The following is a 13,147-nucleotide window of genomic DNA, read 5'->3' on the forward strand; positions in this document are numbered from 1 at the left end:
CCCGCAGCCGGAACGAGCGAGGGGCCTGCCGCAGCACGCGGCAGGCCCCTCTCCCGTACGTACGGCTCCTACTTCTTGAAGGAGTAGTCCAGCACCTTCTTCGCGTCGGCCGACCGGGTGGTCGCGGAGGTTGCGGTGAGGACCGTGCCGATGACCGTCCTGCCGTTCCGGGTCGCGGCGAAGACCAGGCAGTACTTGGCCGTCGGACCGGAACCGGTCTTCACACCGATCGCCCCGCTGTAGCTGCCGAGCAGCGGGTTGGTGTTGGTCCACGACATGTAGCGGTAGCCACCGCTCTTCGTCGTGACCTTCTGCTTCGTCGACTTCGTCTTGACGATCGCGCGGAAGGTGGAGCTCTTCATGGCGCTGCTGGCGATCTTCGTCAGGTCGCGCGGCGTCGAGTAGTTGGACCCGCTGCTGATGCCGTCGAACGAGTCGAAGTGCGTGTTCTTCAGACCGAGGCTCTGGGCACTGGCGTTCATCTTGCCGATGAAGGACTTCACCCGGGCGGCACGCGTGGTGCCGGAGCCGAACTTGTCCGCGAGGGCGTACGCGGCGTCGCAGCCCGACGGCAGCATCAGCCCGTACAGGAGCTGACGGACCGTGACCTTGTCGCCGACGATGAGCCGGGCCGAGGAGGCGTTCTTGGAGACGATGTAGTCGCTGTACGCCTTCTGGATCGTGACCTTGGAGTCCAGGTTCAGGTTCTTCTGGGCCAGCACCACCTTGGCCGTCATTATCTTCGTCGTGGAACCGGTGGAGCGGCGGGTGTCCGCGGCTTTGGTGTAGAGCGTCTTCGCGGTGCCGTTGTCCATCACGAACCCGCCCTTGGCGGTGATCGACGGCGTGGGCGGAGTCGCTGCCTGAGCTGTGGTGGCGAACGCGCTGCCGGCCAGGACGGCGCCTGCGGTGAGGGCCACGGTGGCGGCAACGTTTGCGCGGTTTATGCCCTTAAGACCGATTTTCAAGTCAAACGCTCCAAATACCCCTGTTTGGCGGCCACATGAGGGTGCCGCCCCGTGGTGAGACTCATGAGCCGGGGAGATGGATGTACTGCCGGAGCGGCGACTTCGGTCGTCGCGGCCGGGTGCGGGAGGCAGTGCGGCCGGCAGGGTGGATGCCGTGCGCGCATCCGGTCGTGATGTCCCGCATCGCGGACGGGCTCCGTCATGCGCGCATGTTGTATCTATGCTGTGCGCATGCCTGCCGCGCCCCCTGCCACCGCCGCACCCGTGAAGAACCCCGTCAAGCAGCCCCCGGCCGCCGAGCGCGTCTACACCCACATCAAGCAAGCCGTACTCGACCGCCGCTACGAGGGCGGCACGCTCCTCACGGAGGGCGACCTGGCCGACGCCGTCGGCGTGTCCCGCACGCCCGTACGGGAAGCGCTGCTGCGCCTGGAGGTCGAAGGGCTGATCAAGCTCTACCCCAAGAAGGGCGCCCTCGTGCTCGCCGTCTCCGCCCAGGAGATCGCCGACGTCGTGGAGACCCGGCTGCTCGTCGAGGAGTTCACCGCCCGCAAGGCCGTGCCCGCCTCCCCGCGGCTGATCGCCCGCCTCGAGCAGCTCCTGGAGGAACAGCGGCAGCTCGCCGAGGCCGGCGACCTGGCGGCCGTCTCCGTCAAGGACCGGTGCTTCCACGCCGAGATCGTCAAGAACGCCGGCAACGAGATCCTCTCCCGCCTCTACGACCAGCTCCGCGACCGCCAACTGCGCATGGGTGTCGCCGTGATGGAGGCGCACCCCGGCAGGATCGCCGCCAACATCACTGAGCACGGCGAGCTCCTGGACGCCATCAGGAACGGTGACGCGGAGGGTGCCGCCCAGGTCGTACGACGCCACGTGAGCCGGGTCAAGGTCCTGGTCCGGGGTGATGACCGGTGACCTCCCCCGTCCCCACTCTCTCCCTGCCCGGCGATCCGCCCGGCGGCCGGCGTGCCGCCTGGATCTGGGGCATCGGGGTCGCCGTCTACTTCGTCGCCATCATCTTCCGTACCAGCCTGGGGGTCGCCGGACTCGACGCGGCGGACCGGTTCGACGTCAACGCCTCGGCCCTGTCGACGTTCTCCATCCTCCAGCTCCTCGTCTACGCGGGCATGCAGATACCCGTCGGCCTGATGGTCGACCGGCTGGGCACCAGGAAGGTCCTCGCCCTCGGCGCGGTCCTCTTCACCCTCGGCCAGCTCGGCTTCGCGCTCTCCCCGTCGTACGGAACGGCGCTCGCCTCCCGCGCGCTCCTCGGCTGCGGTGACGCGATGACCTTCATCAGCGTGCTGCGTCTTGGCGCCCGATGGTTCCCGGCCCGGCGCGGTCCGCTGATCGGGCAGGTCGCCGCACTCTTCGGCATGGCGGGCAACCTCGTCTCGACCCTCGTCATCGCCCGGGCGCTGCACGGCTTCGGCTGGACGGCCACCTTCGCGGGCAGCGCCGTCGCGGGGCTCGTCGTGCTCGTCCTGCTGCTGCTCTTCCTCAAGGACCACCCCGAAGGCCACGAGCCCCCACCCGTCCAGCACGCCGGTGCCTCGTTCGTCCGCAGGCAGATCGCCGCCTCGTGGCGCGAGCCGGGCACCCGGCTCGGCATGTGGGTGCACTTCACGACGCAGTTCCCGGCCATGGTCTTCCTGCTCCTGTGGGGCATGCCCTTCCTGGTCGAGGCCCAGGGGCTGAGCAGGGGGACGGCCGGTGAGCTGCTCACCCTCGTCGTCCTCTCCAACATGGTGGTGGGGCTCGTCTACGGACAGGTCATCGCCCGGCACCACGCGGCACGCGCCCCGCTCGCCCTCGGCACGGTCGCGCTGACGGCGCTGCTCTGGGCGTCCACGATCTTCTACCCCGGTGACCACGCACCCATGGGGCTGCTCGTCACCCTGTGCGTGGTGCTCGGCTCCTGCGGCCCCGCGTCGATGATCGGCTTCGACTTCGGCCGGCCGGCGAACCCGCCGGAGCGCCAGGGCACCGCCTCGGGCATCGTCAACATGGGCGGGTTCGTCGCCTCGATGACCACGCTGTTCGCGATCGGCGTGCTGCTGGACGCGACGGGCGACAACTACCGCGTCGCCTTCGCCTCGGTCTTCGTCCTGGAGGCGATCGGCGTCACGCAGATCCTGCGGCTGCACGCCCGCGCCACGCACAGGGAGCGCGACCACCACGTCGTCAGCCGGGTGGAAGCCGTGCACGTGCCCGTCTGACCGCTGTCCGGGGGCGCCCCCGCCCGGTCCCGGCCGGACGGGCGCCACCGGCCGGCCCACCCGCGGGCCCGGCGGCCGGCCCGCCTCGGCACCACGGAGTCACGTCGGCACCGCACCACGGAGCAGCTGCTACGGCGTCACGGCGTCACGGCGAAGTTCTGGAGGATCGCGGCCGCCAGCTCCTGGTCGCCCTCGATCTTGATCCGGTCCTGCACCGCGTGCGGCCGGACCCGGCCGCACGCCAGCCGGTAGTACGTCTCCCAGTCCATCGCCAGCGTCACGGCGGGACCGAGCGACGGCGCACCGTCGACCGATCCGCGGCCGTCACCGTCGACCCGGACGGTGCGCAGGAACTCGACGGGACCGTGCACGTCGAGGACGACGGCCGAATTGTGGGGTGCGCCCGCGTCCTTGGCGACCACCTTCGGCAGCCCGGCCAGCAGCGTGTCACGGGCGACCAGAGCGCCGGGGGAGTCCAGGTTTCCCGGCTCACCCAGCGTCGTACGCAGGTCCTGCTCGTGCACCCAGACGTCGAAGGCCCGCAGGTGCAGGGCCAGTTCCAGGGTCTGCTCGGCCCCCAGCGGTGCCCGCACCATGGTCTCCGGGGCGCGCGACTCGTTGCGCAGCTGACGCATGCGCCGGATGAGCGTGTACTCGAGTTCCGAGGTCATCTCCGGTGCTGTGTGGTGGCGCCGGACGTCGACCTGCATCTCCATGTAGCGCTGGAAGTCGTTCTGCACGTGGTAGAGGTCGCGCGGCAGCGTGTGGATCGGGCGCGGATCGCCGAGCTGCTCGCACTCCATGCCGATGATGTGCGAGACGATGTCGCGCACCGACCAGCCCGGGCAGGGCGTACGGCGGTTCCACTCCCCCTCGGCGAGCGGCTTGACCAGCTCGGCTATCGACTCGATGGAGTGGGTCCAGGCGTCGGCGTAGGTCTGGAGGCTGGGATGGACGGTCACGGGACCCCTCGTGCGGTTCTGCGGTGCATGGGCTGGAGAGCAGGGAGTGCCGGCGGGCTGGCCGGCACTGACGGCGCTGTCTGCGGGCTGCGTGGGAGGTTCGCTCGCTAAGTTACGCTGCGAGCAGGCACCCCGGCAGTGCTTTCGTGTGACGATCGTAGGCCCGCGTTGACGGTCCCCACGCCAGGACGGTGGTAGTGTGCACGCCTCCCTCATCCAGATCGCAGTAAACCCGGACGAGTCGGTCAATTCCCGTCGGGAACGCGCGGCTTCGCTGGTCGTGGCCCAGCGGGGCGTGGATCTGGTGGTCCTTCCGGAGCTGTGGACGGTCGGCGCCTTCGCCTACACGGCGTTCGCCGACGAGGCCGAACCGCTGCGGGGCGCCACCCATGACGTGATGGCGAAGGCCGCCGCCGAGGCCGGGGTGTGGCTGCACGCGGGCTCCTTCGTGGAGCGTGCCGAGGACGGCACCCTCTACAACACCTCGCTCGTCTTCTCGCCCGCGGGCGAGCGGACCTCCGTCTACCGCAAGATCCACCGCTTCGGTTTCGACAAGGGGGAGGCGGTGATGATGGGCGCGGGCGAGGAGCTCGTCACGGTCGCCCTGCCGCGGACCACCCTGGGGCTGGCCACCTGTTACGACCTGCGCTTCCCGGAGATGTTCCGGGGACTGGTCGACGCCGGGGCCGAGACCCTCGTCGTCGCGGCCGGCTGGCCCGAGCGCCGTCGCTCGCACTGGACCCTGCTGGCCCGGGCACGGGCCGTCGAGAACCAGGCGTACGTCCTGGCCGTCGGCTCCTCGGGCACCCACGCGGGTGTCGAGCAGGCCGGGCACAGCATCGTCGTCGACCCGTGGGGCGAGGTCCTCGCCGAGGCCGGCGCGGCCGAGGAGGTGCTCACCGTGGAGTTCGACCCGGCGAGGACCGCCACCACGCGCGAGCAGTTCCCGGCCCTCAAGGACCGCCGTCTCGGACTCGCCCCGCCGCGCTGACCGGCGGCCGCTCGGGTTTCACGTGAAACCCGACGCGCGTTCCCGCGGCCCTCACCCCTCCTCGCGCTCCTTGTCCGCGAGGACGATCACACACACCGCCACCGCGACGAGCAGGGGCACATCGGCGTCCTCCCGGACGATGTCGATGCCGTACGTGTCCCGCACGGTGAGCCGGCGCCGGGAGATCCGGGCGAGCAGTTCACCGTCGTACTCGATGCCGAACTCGCGGTCCAGGATCTTCCCGCTGACGTCGAGTGCGGTGCCGTCCACCAGGGTCACCCGGTAGTGGTTGCGCAGGAACGAGAGCCGCTTCCGCGTGATCCGGGCGAGCGCCTCCCCCTCGCGTTCGACGACCATCGAGTCCCGCAGACTCAGCAGTTTCCGGCGGAACTCCACGCGTACCCGGCCGTCCGCGTCCTTCAGCTCGAAGGTGTCGCGGAGGCGCATCGCCTTGCCGTCGACGAGGAAGAGCTTGTGCCCGTCCGCGTCCTCGATCCAGTAGTCGTCTCCGACGGCGAACAGACGCTCACGCACGAGAAGTCTCATGGCTCACAGACTCCACGACGCCCCACCGGAATGCGCGCAGGCCCCTGTGATGTTGACTGGTGTCATGACAGCACGTGCACGCGTCCGCGCCCCCGAACTCACCGGCAAGGGCGGCTGGCTCAATACGGGCGGCCGGCAGTACACCCTGGCCGACCTGCGAGGACGCGTGGTCATCCTGGACTTTTGGACGTTCTGCTGCGTGAACTGCCTGCACGTCCTGGACGAGCTGCGCGAGCTGGAGGAGAAGCACCGCGACACCGTGGTGATCATCGGTGTCCATTCGCCGAAGTTCGTGCACGAGGCCGAGCATCAGGCCGTGGTCGACGCCGTCGAGCGCTACGGGGTGCACCACCCGGTCCTCGACGACCCCGAGCTCGCGACCTGGAAGCAGTACGCCGTGCGCGCCTGGCCCACGCTCGTCGTGGTGGACCCGGAGGGTTACGTCGTCGCCCAGCACGCCGGTGAGGGACATGCGCACGCCATAGAGAAGCTCGTGCAGGAGCTGGAGGCCGAGCACGCCGCGAAGGGCACCCTGCGCCGCGGGGACGGCCCCTACGTGGCCCCGGAGCCGGTCGCCACCCATCTGCGCTTCCCGGGCAAGGCGCTCCTGCTGCCCGACGGCGGTTTCCTCGTCTCCGACACGACCCGCCACCGCCTGGTCGAGCTGGACGCGGACGGCGAGACCGTACGCCGGCACATCGGCACCGGCGAGCGCGGGTTCGCCGACGGGGGCCCGGACGACGCCAGGTTCAGCGAACCGCAGGGTCTCGCCGTCCTGCCCGACGGCCGTATCGCCGTCGCGGACACGGTCAACCACGCGATCAGGGCCCTGGACCTCGCCACGGGCACGACGACCACCCTCGCCGGCACGGGACGCCAGTGGTGGCAGGGCTCCGCCACCGACGGGCCGGCCACCGAGGTGGACCTGTCCTCGCCGTGGGACATCGCCTGGTTCGACGGCCGGCTGTGGATCGCCATGGCCGGGGTGCACCAGCTGTGGACGTACGACCCCGGGCAGGGCACCGTGCGCGTCGCCGCGGGGACGACCAACGAGGGACTGGTCGACGGGCCGGGCGCCGAGGCATGGTTCGCCCAGCCGTCCGGACTGGCCGCGGCCGGTGACAGGCTCTGGGTCGCCGACTCGGAGACCTCCGCGCTCAGGTACGTGGACGTCGAAGGCGCCGTGCACACCGCCGTCGGCACCGGGCTCTTCGACTTCGGCCACCGGGACGGCCCGGCCGGTCAGGCGCTCCTCCAGCACCCCCTGGGCGTCACGGCCCTGCCCGACGGTTCCGTCGCGGTCAGCGACACGTACAACCACGCCCTGCGGCGCTACGACCCGGAGACCGACGAGGTCACCACGCTGGCGACGGACCTGCGGGAGCCGAGCGACGCGGTGCTCGTCGACGGCGACCTGGTGGTCGTCGAGTCCGCCCGGCACCGGCTGACCCGGCTGCGGCTTCCCGAGGAGGCCGTGCGGGTCGCGGACCGGGCCCACCGCACCCGGCGCGCGGCCACCGACATCGCCCCCGGCACCCTCCGGCTGGACGTCGTCTTCCAGGCGCCCGCCGGGCAGAAGCTGGACACCCGGTACGGCCCCTCCACCCGGCTGCTGGTCTCCTCGACCCCGCCCGAGCTGCTCGCGGAGGGGTCCGGCCCGGGTACGGACCTGGGCCGGGACCTGGTCCTTGCGGACGGGTTCACCGAAGGGGTCCTGCACGTCTCGGCGATGGCGGCGTCCTGTGACGACGACCCGGCGAACGAGTACCCGGCCTGCCATGTGCACCAGCAGGACTGGGGCGTCCCCGTACGCGTCACGGCCGACGGGGACGCCAGGCTGCCACTGGTGCTGGCCGGGCTGGACGAGCGGGGCTGACGGCTCAGAAGTCGTCGGCGCCGGCGCGCAGCTCGTACGTCCAGTAGCCCGTCGCCCACTTCGCGGGGTCGACGGCGATGCCCTCGGAGCCGGGAGCCTTCACGACGGCCATGCCGCCGTTGCCCTGGAGCGTGACGGAGAAGTCCTTCACGGCCTCCACGTCCTCATCCATGCCGCCGTCCGACAGCTTCACCAGCGCGTACGCGGGGGCGCCGGCCGTGAGCACCACGGGGGCCGCGGGCTTGCTCCTGGCGACCGCCGGTGCGATGCCCCGGGCGTTCTCCAGGAAGCGGACCTCGGGGAAGCCCTCCATCCGGCAGCTGTGGCCGGAGGTGTTCTTCGCCGTCAGGACGATGTGGGTGAAGGGCGGGCCGTCCTGGGTCGCCGCGCTGATCTTCAGGTCCTTGGTGGTGCAGACGGAGGCGGAGGAGGACGAGGAGGAGCCGCCGGTGCCCCTGGCGGCTGTGGTGGTCGCCCCACCGGACGTCTTGGTGCCGGCGGCCTGCGCGGTGCCGGTGTCCCCGGTGGTGCCGGCGCCCTTCGTGTCCGTCCCGGTCTGCGCCGTGGACGCCGCGGGCTTCGAGGCGGCCGCAGGGCCGCCGGACTTCGTGCCGGTCCCGTCGTCACCGCAGGCGGTGAGGGTCAGGGCGAGAACTGCGGTGGCCGCGGCGGTGAGGACGGTGGTGCGGTTACGGAACGTACGCATGGAGATTCCCCCGGAAGTAACGGCGCGGCGATCGCCTGGTCGAGCGATCCGCCGCCGGCCTGCTGACATCCATCAGTCTGGGCTCCGCCGCTCACGTATCGCTGCTGTCCCGCTGACGTTCCGCTGACGTGGCGCTGCGTGAGCGGTCAGCACTCGCCGGTGAGCCTGCGGCGGGCCTGCTCGTACCGTCCGCGGTACTCCTCCCGCGGGGTCACCCGCAGCAGGGCCTCCAGGGCTCCCACGGCGCCCTCGTCGTAACCGGCCTCCTCCGCGACACCCGCCGCCCGGTCCAGCAGCCGGATTCCGTCCTCCGTCCCGCCGAGCGCCAGACGGGCCTCCCCGGCCACGGTCAGCAGCAGCACCCGGCGTGCCGCCTCCTCGTGCTCGGGCCCGAGGTCGAGCGCCGTCCGGGCGGCTTCCAGCGCCTCCAGCGGCCGGTTCGCGGTGAGCAGCATCCGGGCGAGGTGCTGCAGCCCGAGCATCTCGGTATGGCGGTCCTGCTCCTCGCGGGCCAGCCGGACAGCCAGTCCGCAGCGCTCCAGGGCGGTGGCGGTCTCCCCCTGCCCGGCCTGGACGACGGCCAGGTTGATCAGCGCGGTCGCCTCGCCGAGCCGGTCACCTGCCTGCCGGGCGAGTCCGGGCGAACGCTCCAGCAGGGCGACGGCCTCGGCGGTCCGGCCCTCCTCGGTCAGTACCCAGCCCAGGAGGTTGAGCACCCGCGACTCGGCGGCGGGGTCGTTCTGAGTACGGGCGGACTCCAGGGCGAGGTGCAGGAGAGGTGTCCAGCTGTCCCGGACCCGCCACACGACCTGCGGCCACTGGAGCAGGATGATCCGCCAGGCCCGGTCGTGGAGCCCGGCGGTGCGGGCGGCGACGGCGGCCAGGGCCAGGTCGTCGCGCTCGGCCGCCAGCCAGTTCATCGCCGCTTCCCGGTCGGTGAAGTCCCTGACCGCCGAGGGGCGGTGGTAGTCGTCCGGCAGGACGAAGCACGGCTCGCCGCCCGGCTCGGCGGTGTCGGCCGCCGCGAGTGCGGTGGCGATGTAGTGGTCGAGGACCCGGACGAGGGCCTCGGGCCCGGCCTCGGGTTCGATACCGCGGGCGTAGAGGCGTACCAGGTCGTGCAGTACCCAGCATCCGGGTGCCGTCTCGTTCACCAGGTGGGCGGCACCGAGCCGTTCCAGCGCGGCGGCCGCCCGCACGGGATCGGTGCCCGCGAGAGCGGCGCAGGTGTACGGGTCGACGTGGTTGCCCGGGTGGTGCCCGAGCCGGGCCAGCTGGTGCACCGCGTCCGGCGGCAACTGCTGGACGGTCAGCCGCAGAGCGGCCGACACCCCGGTGTCGTCCACTTCCAGGTAGGTCAGGCGGTTGCGTTCGTCGGCCAGCTCGTCGGCCAGGCCGGCCAGGGTCCACCGGGGGCGCCCGGCCAGCCGGGCGGCGGTCACGCGCAGGGCGAGGGGCAGCCCGCCGCAGAGTTCGGCCAGCCGACGGGCCGCCACCGGTTCGGCACGTACCCTCTCGTCGCCGATCACCCCGGCCAGGAGAGCGGTGCCGTCGTGCGGTTCGAGGGTGTCGAGGGGGACGGGACGGGCCGCGTCGGAGGCGATGAGGCCTTCCAGCCGGTGGCGGCTGGTGACGAGCGTGACGCAGTCGGAGCCGCCGGGGAGAAGGGGGCGGACGGTCGCGGAGTCGCGGGCGTTGTCGAGTATCACGAGCAGCCGGCGCCGGGAGGTCAGGGAGCGGAAGAGCGCGGCGGCGGCGGGGACGGACTCCGGGACGTGGCGCGACGGGACGCCGAGCGCGAGCAGGAACTCGCGCAGGACGTCGGTCAGGGCGGCTTCCCCGGTCTCGCTGAACCCCCGCAGGTCGGCGAAGAGGCGGCCGTCCGGAAAGGCGGCCGGGCTGTGGTGGGCCCAGTGCAGGGTCAGCGCGGTCTTGCCCACCCCGGCCGGTCCGGTGACCAGGCAGACGGGTGCCTCACCCGCCGCCGCCCGGGTCAGCGCAGCGAGTTCGGACGTACGTCCGTGGAAGCCGCGGGGAGCGCGGGGCAGCAGGTCGGTGGGGTGCGCGAACTCGGCGGAGCGCACGGTGTGGAGGACGTGCGGCGAGGGGAGCCCGTCCTGTTCCCCGGCCGGACCGGCCGCCTTCCCGGCACCGGCGACGGCCCGCAGGGGGGTGGCCGCCGCCTCGGCGGGGCTCACCGCGGGCAGGGCCGTGAGCGTCGTCCGGGCTCCTCCGGCGGAGCCGGGGCGGGCGGCGGCGTCACCGGCCCCGGCCGGTCTCCGTTCCCGCCTCCGCTCCCGCGCCGGTTCCCGCCCCGTCTCCCGTACGCCGCCGGGCACCGGGCCGCCCCGCAGGATCAGCGCGTACGCGTCGGCGAGTCCGGGTCCCGGGTCGATGCCCAGTTCGTCGGCGAGCAGCCGCCTGGTGCGGTGGAACCAGTCGAGCGCCTCCGACTGGCGCCCCGCCCGGTAGAGCGCCCTTATCAGGGCGGCGGCGAGCGACTCCCGCATCGGGTGGGCGACGGCCTCCGTCCGCAGGACGGCGGCGGCGCGGTGGTACTCGCCCAAGGAGGTGTAGGCGTCGGCGAGGTGTTCCACCGTCGCCAGCCTCGACTCCTCCAGTGTGTGGGCGGCGGCTTGGAGCGGGGATCCGGCGAACACTCCGCTCAGGGCCGGTCCCTGCCACAGCGCCAGTGCTTCGTGGAGCATCACGACGGTGTCGTCGGCGCCCAGCTGCCGCCGGGCCAGCATCAGGAGTTCCTCGAACCGCTGGAAGTCCAGGAGGCTTTCCGGCACCCGCAGGACGTAGGCGTCCCCGAGCGTCACCAGTTCCACGCCGTACGCGGACGCGTCAGCACCCACCAGGAGCGCGCGGAGCCGTGAGACGTGGCCCTGGATGACGCTGCGGGCGTGCAGCGGGGGTTCGTCGTCCCACAGGGATTCCGTCAGCCGGGTGACCGGCACCGGGGTGTTGGCGGAAAGCATCAGCGCGGCCAGCAGACTGCGGCGCTTGGCGGGCCCGAGGGGGAGCGGCCCGGTGAGGGTGTCGACGGAGACCGTGCCGAGCAGCCGGAACTCCACGAGCGGCTTTCCTTCCGGGTGGGACGCACCCGGGGACCGGGTCGGCCCTCAGAATATCGGGGTCGCCGCCGACCCGGCGGAGGGTCGCGCCGGCCCGGTGGCACCCGGCCGGCCGACGGCCCGGGTCACGGGTAGCGGCGCTCCTCCTCCGTCACGACCGTGGTGGTGGGCGGCACGACCATGCGGCGGCGCCGCGCGATGCTCACGTAGACGAAGACCCCGACGAGTCCGACGAGCATCATGATCCAGCCGACCAGGTCGACGTTGACGGTGTCCATCTGCCAATCGGTGGCGAACGCGAGTATCGCCCCGGCACCGATCAGGAGAATGCATCCTCCGAGTCCCATGATTTCCGCCTCCTCGACGGCCCGGTGACTCCGGGCCGGTGTACGGGTCGCGTACCCGGCTCCGCAACAACCATGTCCGTGAGGAGGACTGACGCACGGAAAGGTCAGCCGGCGAGGAACGCCGCGATCGCCTCGGCCAGGAGGTACGGGTCGTCCGCGCCGCACAGTTCGCGGGCACTGTGCATCGACAGGATCGCGACGCCGACGTCGACGGTCCGGATGCCGTGGCGGGCCGCGGTGATCGGGCCGATCGTCGTGCCGCAGGGCATCGAGTTGTTGGAGACGAACGTCTGCCACGGCACGCCCGCCTTCTCGCAGGCGGCCGCGAACAGGGCACGCCCGCCGCCGTCGGTCGCGTACCGCATGTTGACGTTGACCTTGAGGATCGGCCCGCCGTTGACGACCGGGTGGTGGGTCGGGTCGTGCCGCTCCCCGTAGTTGGGGTGGATGGCGTGGCCGGTGTCCGAGGAGAGGCATACGGTGCCGGCGAAGGCGCGCGCGCGGTCCTCGTACGAGCCGCCGCGGGCGAACACGGAGCGCTCCAGGACGGTGCCGAGCAGCGGGCCGTCCGCGCCGGTGTCGGACTGGGAGCCGTTCTCCTCGTGGTCGAAGGCGGCCAGCACGGGGATGTACGGGAGTTCGCCGTCCGGCTGCGCGGCCACGGCGGCCAGGGCGGCCGTGGCGGCGTGCACGGAGAGCAGGTTGTCCATGCGGGGGCCGGCGAGCAGCTCACGGTCCCGGCCCAGGTAGGCCGGCGGCTCGACGGGGTGCGGCATCAGGTCCCAGCCGGTGACGTCGTCCGGGTCGACGCCGGCCTCCTCGGCGACGAAGCGGATGAGGTCGCCCTCCGCGACGTCACCGAGCCCCCAGATCGGCTGCATGTGCTTCTGCCGGTCGAGCTTGAGCCCGTCGGTGTTGGCGGACCGGTCCAGGTGCACGGCCAGCTGCGGCACCCGCAGCAGCGGCCGGTCGATGTCGACCAGCCGGTGCGTGCCGTCGCGCAGCGACAGCCGTCCGGCCAGGCCGAGGTCCCGGTCGAGCCAGGTGTTGAGGAGGGTGCCGCCGTAGATCTCGACGGCGACCTGCCGCCAGCCGTACGAACCGGTGTCGGGCAGCGGCTTGACCCGCAGGTTGGGGGAGTCGGTGTGGGCCCCGGCGATCCGGAACGGGGTGTGGGCCTCCGCGCCCTCCGGTACGTACCAGGCGACGATCGCGCCACCGCGCAGGACGTATTTCCCGCCCGTGGACGCGTCCCAGGCCGCCGTCTCCTCGACCTGCCGGAAACCGGCCTTCTCCAGCCGGGCCGCCGCGGCGGCGACGGCGTGGTACGGGGAAGGGCCGGCCATCAGGAAGGTCATCAGGTCGTCGGTGTGCCCGCGGTCGAAGCGGAGGCGTGAGCTCATGTTCTTCACTGTAACGACGGGGGCCCGGGAGGATTCACCGCAGGCCGCT

Annotated in this window: 11 protein-coding genes; 4 read left to right on the forward strand and 7 right to left on the reverse strand. The window is 72.1% G+C overall.

Going from position 1 to position 13,147, the window contains the following annotated elements; all coding sequences use genetic code 11:
* Positions 1 to 68 precede the first annotated feature (68 nt).
* A complete protein-coding gene (locus ACH4VO_RS13945) occupies positions 69 to 968 on the reverse strand; it encodes a D-alanyl-D-alanine carboxypeptidase (RefSeq protein WP_360997921.1) in 900 nt (299 codons plus the stop codon).
* 231 nt (positions 969 to 1,199) lie between these two features.
* On the opposite strand from ACH4VO_RS13945, the gene ACH4VO_RS13950 reads away from it, so the two are divergent.
* Positions 1,200 to 1,883, forward strand: a complete 684-nt coding sequence (locus ACH4VO_RS13950; protein WP_360997919.1) for a GntR family transcriptional regulator — start codon at positions 1,200 to 1,202, stop codon at positions 1,881 to 1,883.
* Complete coding sequence (locus tag ACH4VO_RS13955) at positions 1,880 to 3,187, forward strand: MFS transporter (RefSeq protein ID WP_360997918.1); 1,308 nt, start codon at positions 1,880 to 1,882, stop codon at positions 3,185 to 3,187. The genes ACH4VO_RS13950 and ACH4VO_RS13955 overlap by 4 nt, the downstream gene beginning before the upstream one ends.
* A 137-nt stretch (positions 3,188 to 3,324) precedes the next feature.
* Here ACH4VO_RS13955 and ACH4VO_RS13960 read toward each other — a convergent pair whose 3' ends face one another.
* The gene (locus ACH4VO_RS13960; RefSeq protein ID WP_360997917.1) at positions 3,325 to 4,149 is read right to left on the reverse strand and encodes a maleylpyruvate isomerase family mycothiol-dependent enzyme; all 825 of its coding nucleotides are present in this window, start codon (positions 4,147 to 4,149) and stop codon (positions 3,325 to 3,327) included.
* Positions 4,150 to 4,348: 199 nt separating this feature from the next.
* On the opposite strand from ACH4VO_RS13960, the gene ACH4VO_RS13965 reads away from it, so the two are divergent.
* Positions 4,349 to 5,140 (forward strand): carbon-nitrogen family hydrolase, encoded by a 792-nt coding sequence (locus ACH4VO_RS13965; protein ID WP_360997915.1) that lies wholly within the window; start codon positions 4,349 to 4,351, stop codon positions 5,138 to 5,140.
* A gap of 51 nt (positions 5,141 to 5,191) precedes the next feature.
* Here the strand turns inward: ACH4VO_RS13965 and ACH4VO_RS13970 are convergent, their stop codons facing one another.
* Positions 5,192 to 5,686: an LURP-one-related family protein gene (locus ACH4VO_RS13970; protein WP_360997913.1), complete on the reverse strand. Its 495-nt coding sequence runs from the start codon at positions 5,684 to 5,686 to the stop codon at positions 5,192 to 5,194.
* A gap of 64 nt (positions 5,687 to 5,750) precedes the next feature.
* On the opposite strand from ACH4VO_RS13970, the gene ACH4VO_RS13975 reads away from it, so the two are divergent.
* Entirely contained in the window at positions 5,751 to 7,562 is a 1,812-nt protein-coding gene (locus tag ACH4VO_RS13975; protein ID WP_360997911.1) for an NHL domain-containing thioredoxin family protein, read from the forward strand.
* 4 nt (positions 7,563 to 7,566) lie between these two features.
* Here ACH4VO_RS13975 and ACH4VO_RS13980 read toward each other — a convergent pair whose 3' ends face one another.
* The 4 genes from ACH4VO_RS13980 to ACH4VO_RS13995 all read right to left on the reverse strand — a co-directional run bounded on the left by ACH4VO_RS13980 (position 7,567) and on the right by ACH4VO_RS13995 (position 13,098).
* A complete protein-coding gene (locus tag ACH4VO_RS13980; protein ID WP_360997909.1) occupies positions 7,567 to 8,268 on the reverse strand; it encodes a DUF4232 domain-containing protein in 702 nt (233 codons plus the stop codon).
* A 146-nt stretch (positions 8,269 to 8,414) separates the two neighbouring features.
* Positions 8,415 to 11,348 carry a BTAD domain-containing putative transcriptional regulator gene (locus ACH4VO_RS13985; protein WP_360997907.1) on the reverse strand — a complete coding sequence of 978 codons (2,934 nt, stop codon included), beginning with the start codon at positions 11,346 to 11,348 and terminating at the stop codon, positions 8,415 to 8,417.
* A 125-nt stretch (positions 11,349 to 11,473) separates the two neighbouring features.
* Complete coding sequence (locus ACH4VO_RS13990; protein ID WP_069171704.1) at positions 11,474 to 11,695, reverse strand: DUF6458 family protein; 222 nt, start codon at positions 11,693 to 11,695, stop codon at positions 11,474 to 11,476.
* 104 nt (positions 11,696 to 11,799) lie between these two features.
* On the reverse strand, positions 11,800 to 13,098 hold the full coding sequence (locus tag ACH4VO_RS13995; RefSeq protein WP_360997905.1) for a M18 family aminopeptidase: 1,299 nt from the start codon (positions 13,096 to 13,098) through the stop codon (positions 11,800 to 11,802).
* Positions 13,099 to 13,147 lie beyond the last annotated feature (49 nt).

Source organism: Streptomyces sp. NPDC020780 (assembly GCF_044334475.1).
GTDB lineage: Bacteria > Actinomycetota > Actinomycetes > Streptomycetales > Streptomycetaceae > Streptomyces.

Bases quoted from the DNA above. Each gene is read 5' to 3' on its own strand.
- ACH4VO_RS13975 (WP_360997911.1), top strand. From the start codon at position 5,751: ATGACAGCACGTGCACGCGTCCGCGCCCCCGAACTCACCGGCAAGGGC.
- ACH4VO_RS13980 (WP_360997909.1), bottom strand. From the start codon at position 8,268: ATGCGTACGTTCCGTAACCGCACCACCGTCCTCACCGCCGCGGCCACC.
- ACH4VO_RS13950 (WP_360997919.1), top strand. From the start codon at position 1,200: ATGCCTGCCGCGCCCCCTGCCACCGCCGCACCCGTGAAGAACCCCGTC.
- ACH4VO_RS13995 (WP_360997905.1), bottom strand. From the start codon at position 13,098: ATGAGCTCACGCCTCCGCTTCGACCGCGGGCACACCGACGACCTGATG.
- ACH4VO_RS13990 (WP_069171704.1), bottom strand. From the start codon at position 11,695: ATGGGACTCGGAGGATGCATTCTCCTGATCGGTGCCGGGGCGATACTC.
- ACH4VO_RS13970 (WP_360997913.1), bottom strand. From the start codon at position 5,686: ATGAGACTTCTCGTGCGTGAGCGTCTGTTCGCCGTCGGAGACGACTAC.